The sequence below is a fragment of the Agrobacterium deltaense RV3 genome (assembly GCF_900013505.1).
Classification (GTDB): domain Bacteria; phylum Pseudomonadota; class Alphaproteobacteria; order Rhizobiales; family Rhizobiaceae; genus Agrobacterium; species Agrobacterium leguminum.
Genome location: NZ_LT009745.1, coordinates 735,585 through 757,159, shown reverse-complemented (window position 1 = coordinate 757,159; position 21,575 = coordinate 735,585). Strand labels below are relative to the sequence as shown.

At 61.6% G+C, this 21,575-nt stretch carries 18 protein-coding genes and 1 tRNA gene; 9 read left to right on the top strand and 10 right to left on the bottom strand.

Annotated elements, in window-relative coordinates; translation table 11 throughout:
• Nucleotides 1-109: 109 nt before the first annotated feature.
• A tRNA-Gln gene (locus AGR7B_RS03785) sits at nt 110-184 on the bottom strand.
• Between the two features lie 202 nt (nt 185-386).
• Here AGR7B_RS03785 and AGR7B_RS03780 point away from each other — a divergent pair.
• Nucleotides 387-1,295: an MBL fold metallo-hydrolase gene (locus tag AGR7B_RS03780; protein WP_080856051.1), complete on the top strand. Its 909-nt coding sequence runs from the start codon at nt 387-389 to the stop codon at nt 1,293-1,295.
• A 258-nt stretch (nt 1,296-1,553) separates the two neighbouring features.
• Here the strand turns inward: AGR7B_RS03780 and AGR7B_RS03775 are convergent, their stop codons facing one another.
• Nucleotides 1,554-2,474 carry a DUF1499 domain-containing protein gene (locus AGR7B_RS03775; RefSeq protein ID WP_080856050.1) on the bottom strand — a complete coding sequence of 307 codons (921 nt, stop codon included), beginning with the start codon at nt 2,472-2,474 and terminating at the stop codon, nt 1,554-1,556.
• 498 nt (nt 2,475-2,972) lie between these two features.
• Here AGR7B_RS03775 and AGR7B_RS03770 point away from each other — a divergent pair, with 498 nt between their 5' ends.
• From AGR7B_RS03770 to AGR7B_RS03755, 4 genes are all read left to right on the top strand, one after another.
• Complete coding sequence (locus tag AGR7B_RS03770; protein ID WP_080856049.1) at nt 2,973-4,337, top strand: dicarboxylate/amino acid:cation symporter; 1,365 nt, start codon at nt 2,973-2,975, stop codon at nt 4,335-4,337.
• Nucleotides 4,338-4,486: 149 nt separating this feature from the next.
• Complete coding sequence (locus AGR7B_RS03765) at nt 4,487-4,885, top strand: hypothetical protein (protein ID WP_080856048.1); 399 nt, start codon at nt 4,487-4,489, stop codon at nt 4,883-4,885.
• Nucleotides 4,886-5,078: 193 nt separating this feature from the next.
• On the top strand, nt 5,079-5,675 hold the full coding sequence (locus AGR7B_RS03760; RefSeq protein WP_065654293.1) for a demethoxyubiquinone hydroxylase family protein: 597 nt from the start codon (nt 5,079-5,081) through the stop codon (nt 5,673-5,675).
• 169 nt (nt 5,676-5,844) lie between these two features.
• The gene (locus AGR7B_RS03755) at nt 5,845-6,117 is read left to right on the top strand and encodes a hypothetical protein (RefSeq protein WP_035260597.1); all 273 of its coding nucleotides are present in this window, start codon (nt 5,845-5,847) and stop codon (nt 6,115-6,117) included.
• Here the strand turns inward: AGR7B_RS03755 and ppdK are convergent.
• The gene (ppdK, locus tag AGR7B_RS03750; protein ID WP_080856047.1) at nt 6,095-8,821 is read right to left on the bottom strand and encodes a pyruvate, phosphate dikinase; all 2,727 of its coding nucleotides are present in this window, start codon (nt 8,819-8,821) and stop codon (nt 6,095-6,097) included. The two genes, AGR7B_RS03755 and ppdK, sit on opposite strands and share 23 nt — an antisense overlap.
• Nucleotides 8,822-9,049: 228 nt before the next feature.
• On the opposite strand from ppdK, the gene AGR7B_RS03745 reads away from it, so the two are divergent.
• The gene (locus tag AGR7B_RS03745) at nt 9,050-10,027 is read left to right on the top strand and encodes a VOC family protein (protein WP_080856046.1); all 978 of its coding nucleotides are present in this window, start codon (nt 9,050-9,052) and stop codon (nt 10,025-10,027) included.
• 323 nt (nt 10,028-10,350) lie between these two features.
• Here the strand turns inward: AGR7B_RS03745 and AGR7B_RS03740 are convergent, their stop codons facing one another.
• The 4 genes from AGR7B_RS03740 to AGR7B_RS03725 form a co-directional block, all read right to left on the bottom strand.
• Complete coding sequence (locus AGR7B_RS03740) at nt 10,351-13,818, bottom strand: chromosome segregation SMC family protein (RefSeq protein ID WP_080856045.1); 3,468 nt, start codon at nt 13,816-13,818, stop codon at nt 10,351-10,353.
• A gap of 84 nt (nt 13,819-13,902) precedes the next feature.
• On the bottom strand, nt 13,903-14,583 hold the full coding sequence (locus AGR7B_RS03735) for a DsbA family protein (protein ID WP_072494057.1): 681 nt from the start codon (nt 14,581-14,583) through the stop codon (nt 13,903-13,905).
• Nucleotides 14,584-14,712: 129 nt separating this feature from the next.
• A complete protein-coding gene (locus AGR7B_RS03730; RefSeq protein ID WP_065116149.1) occupies nt 14,713-15,234 on the bottom strand; it encodes a DUF721 domain-containing protein in 522 nt (173 codons plus the stop codon).
• 27 nt (nt 15,235-15,261) lie between these two features.
• Nucleotides 15,262-15,726 carry a hypothetical protein gene (locus tag AGR7B_RS03725; protein ID WP_080856044.1) on the bottom strand — a complete coding sequence of 155 codons (465 nt, stop codon included), beginning with the start codon at nt 15,724-15,726 and terminating at the stop codon, nt 15,262-15,264.
• Between the two features lie 126 nt (nt 15,727-15,852).
• On the opposite strand from AGR7B_RS03725, the gene mutY reads away from it, so the two are divergent.
• The gene (gene mutY, locus AGR7B_RS03720) at nt 15,853-16,965 is read left to right on the top strand and encodes an A/G-specific adenine glycosylase (protein ID WP_080856043.1); all 1,113 of its coding nucleotides are present in this window, start codon (nt 15,853-15,855) and stop codon (nt 16,963-16,965) included.
• The gene (locus tag AGR7B_RS03715; protein ID WP_080856042.1) at nt 16,962-17,576 is read left to right on the top strand and encodes an HAD family hydrolase; all 615 of its coding nucleotides are present in this window, start codon (nt 16,962-16,964) and stop codon (nt 17,574-17,576) included. Before mutY ends, AGR7B_RS03715 begins: the two co-directional genes overlap by 4 nt.
• Before the next feature lie 329 nt (nt 17,577-17,905).
• On the opposite strand, the gene AGR7B_RS03710 is transcribed toward AGR7B_RS03715, so the two are convergent.
• Nucleotides 17,906-19,051 carry a site-specific DNA-methyltransferase gene (locus tag AGR7B_RS03710; protein WP_078051144.1) on the bottom strand — a complete coding sequence of 382 codons (1,146 nt, stop codon included), beginning with the start codon at nt 19,049-19,051 and terminating at the stop codon, nt 17,906-17,908.
• Between the two features lie 237 nt (nt 19,052-19,288).
• Between AGR7B_RS03710 and AGR7B_RS03700 the strand changes: the two genes are divergently transcribed.
• Nucleotides 19,289-20,389, top strand: coding sequence for a hypothetical protein (locus AGR7B_RS03700; protein WP_080856041.1), 1,101 nt, complete (start codon nt 19,289-19,291; stop codon nt 20,387-20,389).
• On the opposite strand, the gene AGR7B_RS03695 is transcribed toward AGR7B_RS03700, so the two are convergent.
• On the bottom strand, nt 20,349-20,810 hold the full coding sequence (locus tag AGR7B_RS03695) for a DUF1284 domain-containing protein (RefSeq protein WP_080856040.1): 462 nt from the start codon (nt 20,808-20,810) through the stop codon (nt 20,349-20,351). The genes AGR7B_RS03700 and AGR7B_RS03695 overlap by 41 nt on opposite strands.
• 45 nt (nt 20,811-20,855) lie before the next feature.
• A complete protein-coding gene (locus AGR7B_RS03690) occupies nt 20,856-21,536 on the bottom strand; it encodes a GntR family transcriptional regulator (RefSeq protein WP_065654301.1) in 681 nt (226 codons plus the stop codon).
• Between the last annotated feature and the right edge of the window lie 39 nt (nt 21,537-21,575).

Genomic DNA, 21,575 nt, shown 5'->3' with positions numbered 1-21,575 from the left:
AATCATAAAAGTGTTGCGGAATCTACAAAGTACAATCTAAAATTGTTACAATTTACATATTCTCGTAAAAAGCGTGAAAACTATATGCGATAAAATAGAATGAGAATTTTGGCTGGGGCGCCAGGATTCGAACCTGGGAATGCCGGTACCAAAAACCGGTGCCTTACCGCTTGGCGACGCCCCAACAGGGCAGCGATGGCGAAACGCCGCTGCCTGAACCGCGCCTGATTAGCAAAGCCTGCCCGGCCCGGCAATGACCCGGCGACTTATTTTTTCACAAAATTAAAGCTTTTTGGATGCCGTGGCGAAGTTCGCATGTTAGGGCTTGGCGATGGCGCGGTTGAGGCTGCGGCTCAAGCTGGCATGGCATTTTTCAGGAGGTCTCGATGGCGGACCCGGCATTCGATCTCGATTTCAAGCCGGCCTATGGCGAGGCGGTTCCTGTCGCCCCGCTGATCCAGCGCATCACCGTCAACAATCCCTCCGCCTTCACCTTCCATGGCACCAACTCCTATATTGTCGGCGACCGTTCCGTCGCCGTCATCGATCCGGGCCCGGAGGATGAGGCGCATTTTCAGGCGCTGATGGCGGCGCTGACGGGCCGCGAGGTCACCCATATATTCGTCAGCCATACCCATCGCGATCACTCGCCGCTTGCCCGCCAGCTGAAGGAGGCGACCGGGGCGATAACGGTGGCCGAAGGTCCACACCGTGCCGCGCGCCCACTGCACGTGGGCGAGACAAACCCCTTTGCCGAAAGTTCCGATACGGCTTTTGTGCCCGATATCGCGCTTGGCGACGGGCAGAGCCTTTCAGGCGACGGCTGGCAGCTTACTGCGCTGCATACGCCGGGACACACCGCCAATCACGCCGCCTTCGCGCTTGATGGCAGCGGTATCGTCTTTTCCGCCGATCATGTGATGGCCTGGGCCACCACCATCGTTGCGCCGCCGGATGGGGCGATGAGCGATTACATGGCCTCGCTGGAACGGCTGCTTACCCGCGACGACCGGCTGTTCCTGCCCGGCCATGGCGGCCCGGTCACCGACCCCGCCGCCTTCATGCGGGGCTTGCGCGCCCACCGCCGCATGCGGGAAAAGGCGGTTCTGAAGCGTATCCGCGAAGGCGACCGGCTGATCGCCGACATGGTGAAGGTGATCTACGCCAGCACCGACAAGCGCCTGCATGGCGCGGCCGCACTTTCCGTGCTGGCGCATATTGAAGACCTGATCGAAAAGGGCGAAGTGCAGACGGATGGTGCGCCTTCGCTGCTGGGTGAGTATTTTCCGGCCTGACAGGTTTTGAGGCGCTAATTATCGAGATGCTTTCGTCGTTCGCCGCCCCGTTGGATGGAGACCGAGCGGATGCCACTTGTTTCTTCTCCCCGAGGGGGAGAAGTCCGCGGCAGCGGGATGAGGGGGCAAGGGTAGATGTGTTCGGAGAGGGCTCCCCCTCCATCCGGCCCTTCGGGCCACCGTCTCCCCCTCGGGGAGAAGAAACAGGCGGCACACTCTCGTTTCTCATCGAAATGAAAGCGTAGCGTCAGCTACACATCAATTGTCGTTCAACCCCTGCATCTCCGCATCCAGCGCATCGAGATAGGCTTCGGCAATCGCAGCGCCCATGCCGAGATCGTGCGGGCCGTAGCGGGAGGCGACGCGGACATCGACGATGGTGGTTTCGGCCTCTTCCTTGAGGCGGATGAGGATATCGAAACGCAGGCCCCAGATGCGCGTGCGGGTTTCGCCCTGCATCAGCACCACGCCGCTACCGTTAAAGAAGGTGGGCAAAGGCGCGTCCGTCGGGCGGGCCATGGGCACCGGCACGATGGAGGGCAGATCCTCGACCGGCCCTTCTTCCGAAGGCTGCGTCCTGTCCTGCTCCGGAACGCCGACGGAGGGCGCATCTTCCGCCCCGATCACGCCCTTCGTGTGGGCGATGCGGATATTCTGGGCGGCGGCCATTTTTTTGGCGGCGGCGTAGATGCGGTCGATTGCGCCTTCATAACGGCGGCCGGCGAGGCTGGCATAGGCTTCGGTTTGCGCGTCGCGGTCTTCCTTGGTGATAGTCGCGGGCCGAACCAGCCATTGCTGGTTGGCGGCGGGCGTCACCAGCCATTCCGGCACGTCGGTGAGATCGGTGGAGATGTCGTAAATCTTCGGCTGCTGCCAATAAAGAAAAGCGCCGTAACCGACCACGCCGAGCGGCAGGGCCGAGAGAAGCAGCGCCGCCAGCGCCGAAAGGCCGCCGCGTGCGCCCTTTGTCCACAGCCGCTCAAGCCCGATCAACGCCAGAAGTACGGCCGCGAGAGCGATGCCAGCGGCGATAATGAGGAGACCGACAAAATCTGGCGTCGTCAGCGGCCCGAAACGATGAATGCCGGCGGCGATGAGAAACAGCACAAGCGCCGCAAGACCCAGATAGCGGGAAAGATAGGCTGCAACCGAAAAAGGCCGGACGAAACGCACAGTCATGAAAGCGGATATCCGTTAGATCGCATTGGCTAAAAAGCGTTGCACCCGAATTCTGGCAGGGAATCACCTGCATATGATGTCATAGACCGGATTTGCGGCGAGGAAAACAAAGGAGGAGGCGATCCCTACGCTAAAGCGCGCGAACTTCTCCGTCATGCCGGTCCCCGGAGCAAGCCCGAGGATGATCCGGCATCCAGCCATGCTGCGCCGTGAGGATGAGTCTTTTGCGATCAAGGACTTGATCGCGCTGGACCCCGGATCAGGTCTGGGGTGACGGAATATCTATAGGTTTTAGGACTCTGACGTCGAAGGCAACAAGAAGCGGGAATATTTTTCCGCATTGTCGCTACTTAAGAGAATTATTCCCCGACAACGCAACAAATACGCACGTTCATCCCTTAATTGCTGAGGAAATCGGCGTATTCTCGGCGACCTCCCTCGAGAATGCGTGTAAAAAGTGCAACATTCTCGTTTTCTTGCACAATAAAGAGACATGTCATGTCACAGGCAACGACGTCCGCCGCCCCCTCCGGGCCTAAACCTTTTTATCGCAATTTCGGCTTTCAGGTTCTGATCGCAATGGTCATCGGCCTGCTGCTCGGCCTCGTTGCGCGCAATATCGGTCCCGACGCCGCCGGCAGCCCCAACTGGCTTTCGGTGACACTGCAAACCATCGGCAGCATTTTCGTGCAGCTTTTGCGCGCGCTGGTTCCGCCGCTGATCTTCACGGCCATCGTCGCCTCCATCGCCAATCTCAAGAACCTCTCCAATGCGGCGAAGCTTGTGTGGCAGACACTCCTCTGGTTCGCCATCACGGCACTGATCGCCGTCGTCATCGGCATCGTGCTCGGCCTTGTCATTCAGCCCGGCGTCAACACGGCGATTGCCAATACGGCAGCGGCGGCCCCCTCTTCCACCGGGTCCTGGCTGGATTTCCTGAAGGGGCTGATCCCGGCCAACGTCTTCGGCCTCGAAGCGTCTACCAAGCTCAATAATGGCGCGGCCAGCACCTCGTTGAACTTCAACGTGCTGCAGCTGCTCGTGGTGTCGATCGCCTTTGGCGTCGCGGCGCTGAAAGCGGGCAAGGCGGCGGAACCGTTCCTCGCCTTCAACCAGTCGCTGCTCGCCATCGTGCGCAAAATCCTGTGGTGGGTCATCCGCCTCACCCCCATCGGCACCATCGGCCTGCTCGGCCGCGCGGTCGATCAATATGGTTGGACGACGCTGTCGCAGCTCGGCTGGTACGCGGCGGCCGTTTATATCGGTCTGGCACTGGTGCTTTTCGTGGTCTATCCGGCGCTGCTGATCGCCCATGGCCTGAAGCCGTCGCGCTTCTTTGCGGGCGCATGGCCGGCCATCCAGCTCGCCTTCGTGTCGCGTTCCTCCATCGGCACGCTTCCGGTCACCGAAACCGTGACGGAAAAGAGCCTCGGCGTGCCGCGCGAATATGCCGCCTTCTCCGTACCGCTCGGCGCCACCACCAAGATGGACGGCTGCGCCGCCATCTATCCGGCGATTTCGGCGATCTTCATCGCGCAGTTCTTCCAGGTGCCGCTTGGCATCCAGGAATATGTGCTGATCGTCTTCGTCTCCGTGCTCGGTTCCGCCGCAACCGCCGGCCTCACGGGCGCGGTGGTGATGCTGACGCTGACGCTCTCCACGCTCGGCCTGCCGCTGGAAGGTGTGGGGCTGCTGCTCGCCATCGACCCGATCCTCGACATGGGCCGCACGGCGGTTAACGTCGCCGGCCAGGCGCTGGTGCCCACCCTCGTCGCCAAGCGCGAGGGCATTCTCAATGAGGCCGTCTATAACAACGCCAAGGATATCGACGCACTCGACGACCGGGAAGCAGCGCCGGCCTGACGGCGACAATCATGGGGCGTTTCCGGAACAGGGAGACGCCCCATGCCGACCACTCTCTTTCTTCCCTGATAGTTTGGGGTTGACGGTGCCAATTTGATCGATAGCGATAACGGCACGGGCAATAGCGCAATTTAGAGCGGAAACTGTGCATGGCGAAACGCAACTGGATCTATGTCGGCTTGCTCGCTTTCATCTCCCTCGGGCTTCTGATCGATGCGGCCGTCTGGCCTGCCGGGCCTCCAGCGTCCTTTACCGCAAACGATCTGGTGCAGATGATCGGCATCATCACGCTATTTGCCTGGTGGCAGATAGAGGATGCCGAAAAGCGGGACATCCGGCGCAGCTCCGCTGCCAAAATCACCACCGTTCTGCTCGCACCCATCGGGCTTGCGATTTACCTTTATCAAACCCGCCGGTGGACCCGAGCCACGCTCGGCCTCTTCGCCTTTATCGGCGGCATCGTCCTCATCGCCATCCTCACGGTTCTGCTCGGCGACTGGCTCATTCAACAGGGTTTGTTCCCGCCGTCTTTCCTGCGTGATTCCTGAGCGGAATCAGGATGTTTGGTTTCGAAACGGACGGAGGCTGCGATATCTGCATCTCCGCTCCGGCGGTTGTGACTTTCCGCGCCGAATGGGGTTCTCCTAGCATCGAAACAGGCTTATCAATCGTGGTCACAACCGTCTCTCATAGTGCCGGTAACGTCTGCTGCATTTAGCTGGAATGGAACGCGCCTTGGTAATGTTTCGAACGTCCGGCAGTCCCGGCAAATACGATCCGGCGCTTACCGTTCGGCGTATCCTCAAGGTCAATCACGCCGGTGAGTTTGGCGCTATTCGTATCTACGGCGCGCAGATATGGATGGCTCGCCGGCTGTTTCCGGACATAGTACCCGCTCTTCAGGAAATGCGTGAAGACGAGATCGATCATTGCCGCCGGTTTCGGGACGCCATGCCATCCAGAAACGCAAGGCCTTGTCGCGTCATGGCGTTTTGGAGCCTTGGAGGTCTCCTGCTCGGTTTTATGACGGCGCTCGGCGGACGCAACATGGTCTGGATTTGCACCGAGGCCGTTGAAAGCACCGTTCACCGCCATCTGGAAGATCAATTGGCCTTCCTGCAAACAAGAGATCCCGAGCTGCATAAGCTTATCGCTTCGATTCAGGAACAGGAATTGGCTCATCTGCACGAGGCAGAGAAAAACCAGACGACGCGCGGTTTGGGCCATATGCTTCTGCTGCCGATTATCGGCTTTCTCACCGATCTGATGATCTGGCTCTCGACATGGGGAGACTCAAGCTGGATGCGCGCTGAAATGGCGCGTTCCAGACAGTCATGATGCCGAGGCTCAGGCAAGTGGATGCCGGTTCAAGGCTCGCATGACGCGAAGAGGTTCGCTTACCAAACGCAACTTTCCGCCCCAACGCGGCTTTTCCCCGTACCAAAACAGGCGTATCAATCGCGGCAATAAAAGTGCCGTACGGCTGTCATGTTAAGGGAGAAACAAAATGCGTGTTTCCATCGTCTTCGGTGCGCTTGCCGCCATGCTGGCGCTCACCGCCTGCCAGACGCTGACGCCGGAAGAGCGTCGGGCGCGGGATGAGGCGACTTGCCGGGGTTATGGTTTCCGCCCCGGCACGGACCCGATGGCCGGTTGCCTTCTCGATCTGGAAATGGACCGCCGCGCCGACAACCGCGCCTGGCAGGCGCAGATGAACCGCGACATGTTCTACCGCCCCGTGGTGGTGGAGCGGCGCATCATCGTCCAACAGAACCCCTGACGGGAATGAAGGCGACATTGCTCGCCACCCTGCCCTCATCCCTCTTTGCCGCCAGCGTTGCCTGCGCGGCGGCAAGCCGGGCGATGGGCACGCGGAAGGGCGAGCAGGACACGTAGTCGAGATCGGCATCCTCACAGAAATGGATCGAGGCCGGGTCGCCGCCATGTTCGCCGCAGATGCCGAGTTTCAGTTCCGGCCGCGTCTGGCGGCCGCGTTCGGCGGCGATGCGGATCAGTTCCCCCACGCCGTCGAAATCGAGCGATATGAACGGGTCGCGCTCGATGATACCCTTGCGCTGATAGGTATTGATGAAACGCGCCGCATCGTCGCGGGAAATGCCGAAGGTGGTCTGCGTCAGGTCGTTGGTGCCGAAGGAGAAAAATTCCGCCGCTTCCGCAATCACATGGGCGCGCAGGGCCGCGCGCGGCAGCTCTATCATGGTGCCGGTGAGATATTCGATCTCCATGCCGGTTTCCTGCGCCACCGCTGCGGCGACGCCATCGATGACCTCGGTAACGTAATCCAGTTCCGAGCGGAGACCAACAAGCGGCACCATGATCTCGGGCACGACCGGCGCGCCGGTGATACGTGCTGCGGCAACCGCCGCTTCGAAAATGGCGCGGGCCTGCATTTCGGCGATTTCCGGATAGGAAATGGCAAGGCGGCAGCCGCGATGGCCGAGCATGGGGTTGAACTCGTGCAGGGCATCCAGCCGCTGGCGGAACACCGTCTGCGGCATGCCCATGGCGGCCGCCACCTCGACGATTTCGCCATCGGTCTTCGGCAGGAATTCGTGCAGTGGCGGGTCGAGCAGGCGGATCGTCACCGGCAGGCCGTGCATGATCTGGAAAAGCTCGGTGAAATCCGAGCGCTGCATCGGCAGAAGCTCATCCAGCGCCGCCCGCCTGCCCTTTTCGCTTTCGGCGAGGATCATCTCACGCATGACGTGGATGCGGTCGCCCTCGAAGAACATATGTTCGGTACGGCAGAGACCGATGCCTTCCGCGCCAAATGTGCGCGCAGCGCGGGCGTCGGCGGGTGTGTCGGCATTGGTGCGCACAGTCATGCGGCGCAGGCTGTCGGCCCACTCCATCAGCTTGCCGAAATCGCCCGAGAGTTCCGGCTGCGTCATCGGCACCTCACCCTTCAGCACCCGGCCGGAAGAACCGTCGATGGTAATGACATCGCCGCGCTTGAGCATACAGCCGACGCCGATCAGCACCTTGTTGCGCATGTCGACGCGCATGGAGCCGGCGCCGGTGACGCAGGGAATGCCCATGCCGCGCGCCACCACGGCGGCGTGGCTGGTCATGCCGCCGCGCGTCGTCAGAATGCCTTCGGCGGCGTGCATGCCATGAATATCTTCCGGGCTGGTTTCGATGCGCACCAGAATAACACGGCGGCCTTCGGCTTCCGCCGCAACCGCCTCTTCCGCAGTGAAGACGATTTCGCCCGTCGCCGCCCCCGGCGAAGCCGGCAGGCCGGAGCCGATGATGGGGCGCGATGTGCCGGGATCGATGGTGGGGTGCAGCAGCTGGTCGAGCGACGAGGGCTCGATGCGGCAGACGGCCTCCTCCTGCGAGATCAGCCCTTCCTCCACCATATCGACGGCGATCTTCATGGCCGCGCGGGTGGTGCGCTTGCCGGAGCGGGTCTGCAGCATCCAGAGCTTGCCGCGCTCGATGGTGAATTCCAGATCCTGCATGTCGCGATAGTGGTTTTCCAGCCGCTTGCAGATCGCCAGAAATTCGCTGAACGCCTCCGGCATCAGCTTTTCCATCGAGGGCTTGTCGGAGCCGGAGGCCAGACGCGCGGCCTCGGTGATGGATTGCGGCGTGCGGATGCCCGCCACCACATCTTCCCCTTGAGCGTTGACGAGGAATTCGCCGTAAAGCTCCGCCTCCCCCGTCGAAGGATTGCGGGTGAAGGCGACGCCGGTTGCCGAGGACGAGCCGAGATTACCGAAGACCATGGCCTGAACGTTGACCGCCGTGCCCCAGTCCCCCGGAATATTGTGCAAATGGCGGTAGGTCACGGCGCGGTGGTTGGTCCAGCTGGCGAAGACGGCGCCGATTGCGCCCCAGAGCTGAACATGACAGTCCTGCGGGAAGGCTTCGTCCAGCTCATCCTCGATCAGCTTTTTATAAAGCGAAACGACATGCTGCCATTCGACCGCCGACATGTCGGTGTCGTATTCGTGGCCGAGGCGGCCTTTCTCGTCCTCGAGAATTTCCTCGAACAATTCGTGGTCGAGGCCCATGACCACATCGGCATACATCTGGATAAAGCGGCGGTAGCTGTCCCAGGCAAAACGGGCGTCGCCCGCATCGTGGCCCAGCGCCTCGACGGTGCGGTCGTTGAGACCCAAGTTCAGCACGGTATCCATCATGCCGGGCATGGAGGCGCGCGCGCCGGAACGGACGGAGATGAGCAGCGGCGAGTGGCTGCCGCCGAAGGTCTTGCCGGTCACGGTTTCCATGCCGTGCAGGCCAGCCATGACCTGCAGCTTCAGCTCTTCGGGAAGATCGCGGCCATTCTTGTGATAAAGCGCGCAGGCATCGGTTATGATGGTGAGGCCGGGGGGAACGGGAAGGCCGAGACTTGCCATTTCAGCAAGGTTCGCGCCCTTGCCGCCCAATATCGCAACGTCGCCTGCCCTGCCTTCGGCAGCACCGTTGCCGAAGGTATAAACCCACTTTTTCATTCCACGCTCTCCACCCAGAAGCGTTGTCATTTTTCTATCATCTACAGCATTGGCGGCACGTTGGAAACGCCGCAACGTGCAGTTTACATCGCAGTGCAGCATAATTGCGGCAAATTGCGCGCAAGAATTGCCGCAAAGGCCGAATAACGGCATGATTGACGCATTCGTGTAATGCGCTGAACTGGAGTGTTGCCTAAGCCATTCAAATCGCCGACAAAGAGATTATTCATGCAATTTACCCGCCGCCATACGCTTAAATTTGCCGGAATTTCCTGTGCCGCCAGTGCGTTTGCCGGGGCGCTCAGAGCCGAGGGCGCAGTGCCCGTCGCAGGCGCCGCCTCCGCCCGTCCCTTCGCGCTGACGACGCCGATGCATATCGGCCAGGCCGCGCTGCGCGTGCGCGATCTCGACCCAATGATCGAGTATTACCGTTCAGTGCTGGGCATGAACGAGGTGGAGCGCACGGCCAGAGGCGTGACGCTTGGCGTCGGCACCGTGCCGCTGCTCGATCTGGTGCACAAGCCGGCCGCGGATTTCGAAAGCCCCACCTCCGCCGGCCTGTTCCACATCGCCTACCTGATGCCCTCCCGCAAGGATCTGGCGCGCTGGCTGGTGCATGCGGCGCTGAAGCAGGTGCCGCTTTCCGGTTTTGCCGACCACAATGTCAGCGAGGCGATTTATCTCAACGATCCCGAAGGCAACGGCATCGAGGTTTACAGCGACCGGCCGAAGGATACATGGGTGTGGAGCGGCCGCGTGGTGAAAATGGGCACCGAACCGCTCGATGTCGACGATCTGGTGAAGCTGACCGATACTAAAAGAAGCGATTACGAGGCTGCCCCGCCGGGAATGCGCATCGGGCATGTTCACCTGCGGGTCGGCGAAATCGCCCGCGCCCGCGCCTTTTATGAAACGGCCATCGGCCTGCAACCGACGCAGGATGCGCGCTCCGATGCCTCGTTTCTCTCTTCCGGCGGATATCATCATCATCTGGCGGTGAATACATGGAACAGCCGTGGCGCGAAGGAACGCAACGCCATGGAAACCGGCCTCGACTGGTTTTCCCTCACCATTCGCAACCCCGCCGATCTGGAGGCGCAGAAAACGCGGCTGCGGGCCGCCGGTTATGTGCTGGTGGAGATGGAGAATAACGTCGTGGAAGCGATAGACCCCTGGGGCACGCGGCTGCGGCTGGTGCCAGGGTGAGTGGTCCATACGCTCGATGCGAAGCGGGCGCCACAAAAAATGCTTACACAACGTCGTCCGAACACGACAGAGCCTCACCGCCCCCTTCCTCATCAAGTCAGTCGTATTCGTCAGCCGGCAAAAAGACCTTGCGAGGCCGTTGCAGCGGCCTCGCAAGGCAGTCCACCCGGTACAGGAAACCGGATGGCGGGGTTGGGAAAGCACACTGAGGCTCGTGGCAAGACATAGCAAAATGCCGCGGGTTTGCGCTCACCCGAATGGGTGAGACGACGAGATAAATTCATGTTGAGCAAAAGTCAGGATCGAAATGCGGCCTGGCAGTTTCAGACGGCTTCGCGCAGCTGTTCGGCGGTCTGCAAATCGACAGACACCAGTTGCGACACGCCCTGTTCGGCCATGGTAACGCCGAAGAGGCGGTTCATGCGCGCCATGGTGATGGGATTGTGGGTGATGATGACGAAGCGGGTTTCGGTGGAGGCCACCATCTCATCCATCAGGTTGCAGTAACGTTCGACATTGTGGTCGTCGAGCGGCGCATCCACTTCGTCCAGCACGCAGATGGGCGCGGGATTGGTGAGGAAGACCGCGAAGATCAGCGCCATGGCCGTCAGCGCCTGTTCGCCGCCGGAAAGCAGCGTCATGGTCTGCGGTTTCTTGCCCGGCGGGCGGGCGAGGATTTCCAGGCCCGCTTCCAGCGGATCGTCGGATTCAATCAGCTGCAATTCCGCCGTGCCGCCCCCAAAGAGATGGGTGAACAGCCGCTGGAACTGCGAATTGACCACATCGAACGCGGCGATCAGCCGTTCGCGGCCTTCGCGGTTGAGGTTCTGGATGCCGGCACGCAGCTTGCGCACGGCATCGATGATGTCGTCGCGCTCCTTGATCAGCGCCTCGAGCTTGGCGGAAAGCTCGGCCTGCTCTTCCTCGGCGCGCAGATTGACCGCGCCCAGCCTTTCGCGTTCGATCTTCAGCCGGTCGAGATCGCGCTCGACATCGCGAATATCGGGCTTCGGCTGGTCGGGACCGAGGCCGGTCAGGCGCAACGCCATATGCGGCTCGGTATTCAGCGTTTCGCGGATGCGGTGTTCGGTTTCCTGCCGCTTTTCGCGGGCGGAGACCAGCCGTTCTTCGGCGCGGCCGCGCTTTTCGCGGGCTTCGGCCAGTTCAGAAAGCGCCGTTGCGGCCAGCCGGTCAGCGGCGCGCTGCAGGTTTTCCGCCTCGGCCAGCCGGTCGGCGGCCTCGCGGCGGGCATCTTCGGTCTTCTGCAACTCATTGAGGAGGTTGCGGCGTTTCTCGTCGAATTCTTCCGGCGCTATGTCCAGCTCGGCGATTTCCTCGCGCGCCTCTTCCTCGCGTTCGCGCAGGGTGGCGATGTGATCGGCCGCACTTGCCGCCCGCGATGCCCAAGTGGAACGCTCCTGCCCGATTGCCTGAATTCTGCGCTGGCGGCTTTCCGCCTCGCGGCTCACGCCTTCATGGCGGGCGCGGGCCTCCGCCAGAAGGCCGCGGTCGGTCGCGACTTCAAGCTGGCTTTCGCGCAGTCGCAGATCCAGCACGGAAAGATCGGGCGCGTCTTCCATTTCAATGCGGGCGTTTTCTTCCTGAACGGCGATCTCATCGATCTGCGCGCCGATCTGGTTCAGTGCTTCGGACACGATATCGCGACGACGCAGCAGATCGCCAGAGGCCCGTTCGGCCGCAGTCAGCGCCTCGCGCGCCTCGGCAAGATGGCGGGTCGCAAGACGGCTTCTGTCGCGCACTTCCGAGAGCCGCAATTCGCTGCTGCGGATATCTTCGGTTTTCGCGGCAAGCTGGTCTTCGGCCTCGTCCAGAATGGAGCGGGCCTCATCCAGTTCTGTCTCGATTTCAGCGAGGCGGTTCTTCTGCGACAGGCGAAGTGCTGCGGCACCCGGCGCATCGGCACTGGCAATGTGACCGTCCCAGCGCAGCAGCGCGCCTTCGCGCGTCACCAGCCGCTGGCCGGCCTTCAAGTGCGGCAGCAGGCGCAGGGCTTCCGCCGTGCTGGCGGCGACGCCGATCTGCGCCAAAGCGCGGCGTAGGGCTTCCGGCGCCTGCACATAATCCAGAAGCGGCTTCGCGCCCTGCGGCAAGGCGGGATCACCCGCGCCATCGCCATTTCCGGCCCAATAGGCGGGTGCGGCGGGATCGAGCGGGCTTTCGAGATCGTCGCCGAGGGCGGCACCCAATGCCGCCTCGAAACCGCGCTCCACCGTCATTTCTTCCGCCACCGGCGTAAAGCTGCCATTGGCGGCGGCACTGGAGGCAAGGATTTTGGTAATGGTGCGCGCTTCCGTGTCCAGCGCGTTCAGCCGGTTCCGCGCCGTTTCCAGCGGCGCGCGCGCCAGCGCTTCGGCGGAACGCGCCTCCGCGACGGCGGCTTCGGCTTCCTCCACCACGATCAGGGCATCCTCGACCGCGATCTCCGCCGCCTCGACCGCTTCTCGCCGTTCGGAAGGATCGGGAAGACCGGAGAGCTTTTCGTCGATGGCATCGATCTCGGCGGATGCCTCCTGCGATTGCCGTTCCAGCCTCAGCTTGCGGTCCGAAAGATCACGGATCGCCCGCTCCAGTTGCTGGCGCGCGGCGGCGGCTTCGGCCCGTTCGGCGGTAATCGCGGTGAAGATGGCTTCGCTTTCCGCCAGTTTGACAGCGGCGGCTTCAAAGGCTTCGCGCATCTCTTCCGCATGGCGGCCGGAATCGGAGAGGATTTCCAGGAGTTCGGCCTCTTCCTCATCGAGCCGCGCGAGTATCTGGGTATTATCGGAGACCAGCCGTTCCTCGCGGATAATATCCTCGCCAAGCTGCGACAGGCGGCGGGCCAACTCATCGCGGCGGCGCAGCAAGCGGTTGGCCTCGTCATCCAGCTGGGTGCGAGCGATCTGCAGGCGTTGCAGGGCGGCGGCGACTTTCGCCTCGTCCTCGCGCAGCTCCGGCAGCTTCAGGCTGGCAATGCCTTGCTGCTTGGCCGCCTCCATCTGCGCCTGCGCTTTTTCGGCGACGATGTTGGTGGCCTGATTGAGCGCGCTTTCCGCCTCGCCTTCGGCTTCCTTCGCCTCGACCCAGCGGATGTGCAAAAGGGTCGCTTCACGGGCGCGGATGTCGGCTGACAGCATCTTGAAACGGTTGGCCTGGCGGGCCTGGCGTTTCAGGCTTTCGATCTGGCTTTCCAGCTGGGCGGTCACATCTTCCAACCGCTCCAGATTGGTTTCGGCGGCGCGCAGGCGAAGCTCGGCTTCGTGGCGGCGGGAATGCAGGCCGGAAATGCCGGCCGCCTCTTCCAGCAGCTGACGGCGGGCCTGCGGCTTGGCGTTGATGAGTTCGCCGATGCGCCCCTGCCCAACCATGGAGGGAGAGCGCGCGCCGGTGGAGGCATCCGCGAACAGAAGCTGCACATCCTTGGCGCGGGCTTCCTTGCCGTTGATGCGGTAGACGGAGCCGTTTTCGCGCTCGATGCGGCGCGTCACCTGAATTTCATCGGCGTCGTTGAAGGCGGCGGGTGCGGTGCGGTCGGAATTGTCGAGATAGAGACCGACTTCGGCGGTATTGCGGGCCGGGCGATTGCCGGAGCCGGAGAAGATGACGTCATCCATGCCGGATGCGCGCATGTTCTTGTAGGAATTCTCGCCCATCACCCAGCGCAGCGCTTCCACCAGATTGGACTTGCCGCAGCCATTCGGCCCGACGACACCGGTCAACCCCGGCTCGATGATGAATTCGGAAGGTTCGACGAAGGATTTGAAACCGACGAGGCGGAGCTTGTTGAACTTCATGCCGTCACGCCCCGGCAAGAAGACGGGCAATAAAAAACGGGCGTGCGGAAATATCCGCCGCCCGTTTCTTTCAGGGTCCGGCGATCAGAGCAGCTTGTCGATGACAGCCGACATGGTTTCAACCGACATGTCTCCTGCGTATTTCTTGCCGTTGATGATGAAAGTCGGCGTGGAGTTGACGCCGAATTCCGTCGCACCGCGTTGCATCGTTGCGTTCACATCATCCAGAAGTTTCTGGTTCGTCAAGCAGGCCTCGAAAGACTCCTGTGAGAAACCGGCCATTTTCGACATTTGCAGCAGGGCGGCGCGCGCATCCTGCGCAACGGCCCAGCTCTGCTGCTGCTTGAACAGCATGGAAACGAAGGGGAAATATTGACCTTCCGGTGCGCAGCGCGCCAGCATGAAAGCGGCAGCGGCGCGCGGATCGAACGGGAATTCGCGCAGCACGAAATAGACCTTGCCGGTATCGATGTATTTCTTCTTGATCTCTTCGAAGGTCTTGTTGTGGAAGTTGGCGCAGTGCGGGCAGGTCATCGACATGTATTCGACGATCTTGACGGGTGCGTTGGCATCGCCGAGCGCGGCTTCCGGCAGCGGGCCGGGCTTCATCACCGCAGCCATATCCACATCGCCGGTGGATTCAGGCAATTCCTGCGCCTCGGCGATACCGGGCGTGAAGGCAAACGGCAGGGCCGTGGCAACGGCGGCAAGAGCAACGCCGCCGAGGAGGCTGCGACGGGAAATGGTCAGTTCGGGAAAATGCATGAAAGCACCTGTTGGTAATAGACTCTATTGTCCGTTGATTCCGATATAGCGACGGCCTGTTCATCACAAGCGGGGTTTTGAACTCTTCTTGTCAAAGAATTGTGACCAGTCAAGGACAGCCCATGCACATCAAATCGTCCTGCCGCGCGGCTTTTTCTGCAATACCGCCGTGCCCAGCCTCTCCACCGCCTTGCGCAGCGCCTCGCTCTCGATGCCGTCCATCATGTCATCGAGACGTTTTGCCGCATCGCCGCGCAGGGGTTGCGGTTTGCGCCGGCGGTTGACGGTTTGGGACACCGGTTTCTGCACGATCCTGATCTGGCGCACCGCCGGAAAGCCGAAAAAGCCGTTGATGCGGGCAATCAGTTCGCCCTGCGCATGGGTGAGAAACAGGGCGCGCGCGCCTTCGCAGGCAATCGTCAGCACGCCCGGCTGATAACCGCCACGATCCGGCCCCTCGTCGCGGCGCGGCCAGGTGATCTTTTCCGGGCGGGTGCAATCGGCGAAGTCATCACCGGCGATCTCATCCCAGGAGCCGAGCAGCGCCGTGTTGATGCCCGCCCGTTTGGACAGCACGGGGTCCATGATGCCATTGGCGACTTCGGCGATCTGCACGACGCCTTTGCGGAATGAATCTGCGGGTTTCTTCATGCTCTCCTCGACAAAGGCCAAGCGGCCTCAAGCGGTCGCGCCATCGTCATCTTCTTCGCCGCGCAACAATGCGCGGAATCGTCGCCAGTCCCGGCAGGCGCCCAAGCGTATCATTCCCACCACCAAACATCCAAAGAGGAAATAGGCCCCAGCCAAAAACTTCAGATGCGATATTCCCGGCTTATCCGACATAACGGCAATCACCAACATGCAGGTGAGCACGATGGAAAGGTATATCCACAGGCCATGGCAGAAAATCGCCCAGAAACCGGATTCGATAATTCGAAAGCGGCGCGAGGGCTTGCCTCTCATCTTCTCCAGTTCACGGACTTCGCCGATCAGGCGGGAGACCACAAAGGCCACACTGTTCTGCCGCCCGAAACACAGACGGCCAATATGGTTCAACAGGCTTCCAATCAGGCACAGGGCCAACAGAACCCCGATAACATAAAGCAGCGGTTGGGGTATATTATCCAGCAGCGCATTCAGCATGGGGCTCTTCCTCCAAAATCGGATCATGGGTTTCGATGTCGGGCATTCGTCACCGGATGCGGTTTTCCACGCCGCCGCCGCAGGCTGCTGTTGCAGATTGCCGTGCCGTGTCTATGTTCAGCGGCGATGAACACACATACGCGGCAACACATATCACATCCGACGGCGGAACAACTTCTCGCATGGTACGACCGGCACCATCGCGAACTGCCATGGCGCACGTCCCCCGCCATGGCGGCACGGGGAAAACGCGCCGATCCCTATCACGTCTGGCTGTCGGAGGTCATGCTGCAGCAGACGACGGTGCAGGCGGTTAAACCCTATTTCCTGAAGTTTCTCGCGGCATGGCCAAGCGTCAGCGATCTGGCCGCGGCGCCGGTCGAGGATGTCATGGCGGCCTGGGCAGGGCTCGGTTATTACGCCCGCGCCCGCAACCTTAAAAAATGCGCCGAAGCCGTGGCGCGCGACCATGACGGCATTTTTCCGGACAGCGAAGAGGGTCTGAAGCAGCTGCCTGGCATCGGCGATTATACCGCCGCCGCCGTGGCGGCCATCGCATTCAACCGGCAGGCGGCAGTGATGGACGGCAATGTGGAGCGCGTCATCTCCCGCGTCTTTTCGATAGACGCTCCCCTGCCCGGCTCAAAGCCCGCCATGAAAGCGAAGGTGGCCGAACTTACCCCTTCCGACCGGCCCGGCGATTTCGCCCAGGCGATGATGGATCTCGGCGCAACGATCTGCACGCCGAAACGGCCGGCCTGCGCGCTCTGTCCGTTCAACGGCCACTGTCTTGCGCTTGCCCATGACGAGCCGGAGCGTTTTCCGGTCAAGGCCGCGAAGAAGGCAAAGCCGGTGCGGCTCGGGGCTGCCTTCGTGGCGGTGAATGCGAGCGGTGAAATCCTGCTCCGTCGGCGCATCGAAAGCGGGCTTCTCGGCGGCATGACCGAGGTGCCGACAACGGCATGGACCGCACGCATGGACGGCGGCACGGAGGCGAGCCATGCGCCCTTTGCCGCCGGCTGGCAGGCGGCGGGCGTCATCGTGCATGTCTTCACCCATTTCGAACTGCGGCTCACCGTCTATCGCGCGCAGGTGTCGGACGGCCTTAAAACCGGCCCGGATGACGGATGGTGGGAGCCGGTTACAAATCTTGACGCGCAGGCGCTGCCAACGGTGATGAAAAAAGTCATCACGCAGGCTATTCCATCCGCATTCGATGAAAGCAGGAAATTTCGATGACCAAGATTGAGCATATCGTATTCGACATCGGCAAGGTGCTGATCCACTACGATCCGCATATTCCCTATAGCCGCCTCATCCCCGATGCCGACGAGCGCAAATGGTTCTTCGAGAATGTCTGCACCCATGACTGGAACCTCGAGCAGGATCGCGGCCGCCGCTGGGAGGATGCCGAAGCGCTGCTGGTGGAGCAGTTCCCGGATCGGGAAGAGCACATCCGCTCCTTCCGCAAGTTCTGGCACGAGATGGTCTCGCATTCCTATGACGACAGCGTCGCGATCATGGTCGCCCTGATCGACAGCGGCTACGACGTGACAATGCTGACCAACTTCGCCTCCGACACCTTCCGCGAGGCGCAGAAAATGTTCCCCTTCCTCACTTTGCCGCGCGGCGTCACCGTTTCCGGCGATGTCAAGCTGTTGAAGCCTGACGTGGCGATCTATGATCTGCACGCGAAGGAATTCGACCTCAATCCAGCCAACAGCCTCTTCATCGACGATACGCTCGCCAATGTGGAAGGCGCGAAAGCGGCGGGCTGGCTGGCGGTGCATTTTACCGGTGCTGAGAAGCTAAAGCAGGATCTGCGGGACTTCGGGGTGGAAGTCCGATAAATTCCCAGATCGGGAAAAGAAATTGGCGCAGGCGGAAATGGCGGTCTCCGGCCTGCGCCAGTCCTGCCGCAAGCGGCATCGGACGCAATGTTTTTGTGATTTTTCCGAACCGGATTTCACAACCATTGCTCTGATTTGAGACAGTATTGCCGATCTCTTGCGCGAAACTTGTCTTGCTAAAATAGTATACTCGAAAACACCAACGCCCGACACCGAAGTGCCGGGCGTTGGTCGTTCTCCATCCGGGACTGAAGGTACTAAACCGGACGGAGACATAGGCTGACAAGGGCGGGCGGTGGATCGTTTCGTCCAAGCCTTTTGGGCTTTGACTATTCGGCCTTTGCCAGTTCACTGCGGATGATCGCTCTCAGATCGTCGATCGGCTTCAGCGTGTCGCCGTCTTCGAAATGCCAGAACGTCCATCCGTTGCATGCGTCGAGACCCTGCACCTTCGCGCCAAGGCGGTGAATGGAGCCGGCGGTCCCGGCGGATGCCAGAGTACCATCGGCACGAATAATGGCGCTATAACGGCGTCGTGCATCCGTCAGCACCTGGCCAGGACGGACGAGGCCGCTTTCCACCAGCGTGTTGAAGGCAACGCGCGGTTCGGCCTTCTTGCCGGTCATCACGGTCAGTTCCGCCTTGCCGAGCGGCTCGACGGCGGCGATGCGGGCCGATGCCGCATCGATGTAATCCTGTTCGCGCTCGATGCCGACGAAGTGGCGGCCGAGACGTTTTGCAACGGCACCCGTGGTGCCGGAGCCGAAGAACGGGTCGAGCACGATATCGCCCGGCTTGGTGGAGGCCATGATGATGCGCGCCAGCAGCGCTTCCGGCTTCTGGGTCGGATGCACCTTCTTGCCGTCGTCACCCTTTAGACGCTCGTTGCCGCTGCAGATCGGGAACAGCCAGTCGGAGCGCATCTGCACATCGTCGTTGGAGGCCTTCAGCGCATCGTAGTTGAAGGTGTAGTTCTTGGCTTTCGGATCGCGGCTCGCCCAGATCATCGTCTCATGGGCGTTCTGAAACCGGCGGCCCTTGAAGTTCGGCATGGGGTTGGTCTTGCGCCAGACGATGTCGTTCAGGATCCAGAAATCGAGGTTCTGGAGCATCGAGCCGACGCGGAAGATATTGTGGTAGGAGCCGATGACCCAGATGGTGCCGTTCGGTTTCAGCACACGGCGGCAGGCGAGCAGCCAGGCGCGGGTGAAGGCGTCATAGGCCTCGAAGGAGGCGAACTGGTCCCACTCGTCATCGACGGCATCGACCAGCGACTGATCGGGACGGTGCAGGGTTCCGCCAAGCTGAAGGTTATAGGGTGGATCGGCGAAAATCGCATCCACCGACTGGCTCGGGAGGGCATCCAAGGCAGCGACACAATCGCCTTTGATGATGCTGTCTTTCCAGGCGTCGCTCTCGCCCGCACGATCAAAACCGGCACGCCGAAAATCGGCCAGCGGAAAAACTGCTGCCATTGGTACTCGCTCCATACGCTTACTCTCTACTGATGCTTATGGTTACCGAAGATGGTTATCAAAGCCTGAACAAGTCACGGAAAATGCGAAATAAATGGCTGCCGCGGCCCGCAGGCGCGATTTGCGGCGGCCGGCGGGGGAACCCGAAGTCGGGCGAAAACGTTGTGCACAACGGGTTCTTCTGTCCCCGCATATCGGCGCGGCAGGAAGAGCCATGATGGCAGGGGGTAATCCGCAATGGGGTCCGTGATGAAAATGGCTTCTTTTTCCATGAATGTCGTCTGCGCCGCACTTTTCGCAACGGCGCTGCCAGCGCTGTCGCAGGCGCAGCAACCGGCCCCGCAATATAACGTCGTCACCGATGCGGTCCTGTTCGATGGCGGCCCTTCGCTCGGCAATAGCGACAGGGTGCGGTGGGATTTCTACAAGGCGGACCGTTCCGGCGGGCGTACGGACGACAATGCCGGCGGCTCCTATGACGCCACCTTCGAGGCGAAACTGCCGGCGGGCAAATATGTCGGGGTGGCGGCGCTGGGCAATGTGACCCGCGAAGTGGCGTTCGAGGTGAAGGACGGAAGCGTCGCGAGGCCGAAGGTGAATTTTGATGCGGCGGAATTGACCGTCGTGCCGAAACGCAGCGCCGGCGGCGATGTGGAAACGCAGGCGAAGACGGAAATCACCAAGGACGATTTCAAGGACAGCGTCTATGGCCAGAATACCGTCTTCGTGCCGGCCGGAGACGTCGTCCTCACCGGCAGCATCGGCCCGGCGCGGGCTGAGGAGACGCTTGCCATCAAGGCGGGCGAGAAGATCAGCCACGAGCTGGTCATTCCAAGCGGCGTGGTGATCGCCAAGGCCGTTTATGCGGAAGGCGGCAGGGCGGTGGAAACGGACGATATCCGCTTCGAAGCGATGTCGGCCAGGGAAACGCTGGACGGCACGCGTGAGACCATCAACGGCATTTACGGCACCGGCAAGATCATGGAAATGCCCGCTGGTGACTTCGTCATGCGCGCGCGTCTGGGCAAGGTGACGGTGGAACAACCATTTACCGTGACTGCCGGAAAACGAACCGAAATCACCCTCGATCTCGATGCGGGCGTTCTCGCCATCAAGGCGCCCGGTGCAGAACGGATCGATATCGTTGAAACCACCAGGGATCTTCAGGGCACGCAGAAGGAGATTTCCGGCCGTTACGGCACGCAGCATCAGGAAACCCTGCATCCCGGCGAATATTCGGTGAAGGTGAGCTACGACAAGAAATCCGGCCTCGAGCCGAAGGAGATCAAGGCGACGGTCAAGGCCGCCGAGAGAACAGAGACGGATGTGCCGGAGTAGGCCTCGGCCGTCGCCCGGCCGGAGGCTCCGGACGTTCTCCGATTTTCACGCCTGCGAAACCTGATGCCGCGATACGGTCGCACAGCCTTATCCACTGACAGCCTCGACAGGCCGGCCTGATCTCGCCTGCGGCGAAAGCCAGACGCATCTTCGCGAGAAAGTCAGGCGCCGCCCGCAGCTTCTTGCCGGCGGTCAGTGTCTCGCCCAAAAGCGCTGACACCGAAAGGCGGGCCGTCTCGTCCCGCTGCACCACGCCTTCGTTGAAACAGTGGGCATGGCTTTCACACAACAGGCCTTCGCAAATATCGTCCGGACCATCCACCAGCTCGATATCCTCCTCGCCGGCATTCAGGCGGGCGGCGACACGGTCGTAATTCTCGACGAAGCCGGACGTATATCCCTTGCCCACATAGGTGAGCATACAGAGAAGATGGTGGGGCCGCAGGCGGACGGTCACGGGCCCGCCCTATCCAACGATGGCGAAGGCGTCGCGCACCGAGCCGGACGAGGTGCGGATCGCCTTGCGGCCAATCCATTGCACATGTCCGTCGAGGATACGCACCGCCTCTTCGGCGCGGCCGCCGCGCAGCGCATCGATGATCGCGCGGTGATCGGTATCGGTGCGGCGCTCCCAGCCGGCGCGCCAGGCGGAAAAGAGGAAGCGGGCGCTCGCCGCATGCAACCCGTCGATCGCCTCCATCAGGCGCGGCATGTTGCAGGGCGCGGTGATGAGACGATGGAAGCGGCGGTTGGCCTCCTCCCAATGCTGCACATCGACGGCGCTGTCGCCCTCGAGCGTTGCCGCCTCCGCCTGGTCGAGAATGGCGGGCGTCATGTTGGGAATGGCGTGGCGCAGCGCCAGAACTTCAAGGGCGGCGCGCATTTCCGCCACCTCGCGCACATCGTCAAGGCCGAAATCCGCCACCCGGACACCCCGGCGCGGAATGCTGGCGGCAAGCCCCTGCGCTTCCAGCCGGCGGAATGCCTCGCGCACCGGCACATGCGACGCGCCGAATTCGGCGGCGATGTGATCCTGCCGCAACCTTTCGCCCGGCGACAGCTCACCGCGAACGATGCGGTCGGCAAGCGTGCGGCTGATGCGCGCGGCAATGGTGTCTTCGGGCGTGTTTTTCACTGTCTTGGGCATAACATCCCATAACGCATATGGCGCGACCGTGTGTAGCGG

Bases quoted from the DNA above. Each gene is read 5' to 3' on its own strand.
- AGR7B_RS03770 (WP_080856049.1), top strand. From the start codon at position 2,973: ATGTCACAGGCAACGACGTCCGCCGCCCCCTCCGGGCCTAAACCTTTT.
- AGR7B_RS03690 (WP_065654301.1), bottom strand. From the start codon at position 21,536: ATGCCCAAGACAGTGAAAAACACGCCCGAAGACACCATTGCCGCGCGC.
- AGR7B_RS03715 (WP_080856042.1), top strand. From the start codon at position 16,962: ATGACCAAGATTGAGCATATCGTATTCGACATCGGCAAGGTGCTGATC.
- mutY (WP_080856043.1), top strand. From the start codon at position 15,853: ATGAACACACATACGCGGCAACACATATCACATCCGACGGCGGAACAA.
- AGR7B_RS03740 (WP_080856045.1), bottom strand. From the start codon at position 13,818: ATGAAGTTCAACAAGCTCCGCCTCGTCGGTTTCAAATCCTTCGTCGAA.
- AGR7B_RS03760 (WP_065654293.1), top strand. From the start codon at position 5,079: ATGTTTCGAACGTCCGGCAGTCCCGGCAAATACGATCCGGCGCTTACC.
- AGR7B_RS03725 (WP_080856044.1), bottom strand. From the start codon at position 15,726: ATGCTGAATGCGCTGCTGGATAATATACCCCAACCGCTGCTTTATGTT.
- AGR7B_RS03735 (WP_072494057.1), bottom strand. From the start codon at position 14,583: ATGCATTTTCCCGAACTGACCATTTCCCGTCGCAGCCTCCTCGGCGGC.
- AGR7B_RS03765 (WP_080856048.1), top strand. From the start codon at position 4,487: ATGGCGAAACGCAACTGGATCTATGTCGGCTTGCTCGCTTTCATCTCC.
- AGR7B_RS03695 (WP_080856040.1), bottom strand. From the start codon at position 20,810: ATGCTCACCTATGTGGGCAAGGGATATACGTCCGGCTTCGTCGAGAAT.
- AGR7B_RS03745 (WP_080856046.1), top strand. From the start codon at position 9,050: ATGCAATTTACCCGCCGCCATACGCTTAAATTTGCCGGAATTTCCTGT.
- AGR7B_RS03730 (WP_065116149.1), bottom strand. From the start codon at position 15,234: ATGAAGAAACCCGCAGATTCATTCCGCAAAGGCGTCGTGCAGATCGCC.
- ppdK (WP_080856047.1), bottom strand. From the start codon at position 8,821: ATGAAAAAGTGGGTTTATACCTTCGGCAACGGTGCTGCCGAAGGCAGG.
- AGR7B_RS03755 (WP_035260597.1), top strand. From the start codon at position 5,845: ATGCGTGTTTCCATCGTCTTCGGTGCGCTTGCCGCCATGCTGGCGCTC.
- AGR7B_RS03775 (WP_080856050.1), bottom strand. From the start codon at position 2,474: ATGACTGTGCGTTTCGTCCGGCCTTTTTCGGTTGCAGCCTATCTTTCC.
- AGR7B_RS03710 (WP_078051144.1), bottom strand. From the start codon at position 19,051: ATGGCAGCAGTTTTTCCGCTGGCCGATTTTCGGCGTGCCGGTTTTGAT.
- AGR7B_RS03780 (WP_080856051.1), top strand. From the start codon at position 387: ATGGCGGACCCGGCATTCGATCTCGATTTCAAGCCGGCCTATGGCGAG.
- AGR7B_RS03700 (WP_080856041.1), top strand. From the start codon at position 19,289: ATGGGGTCCGTGATGAAAATGGCTTCTTTTTCCATGAATGTCGTCTGC.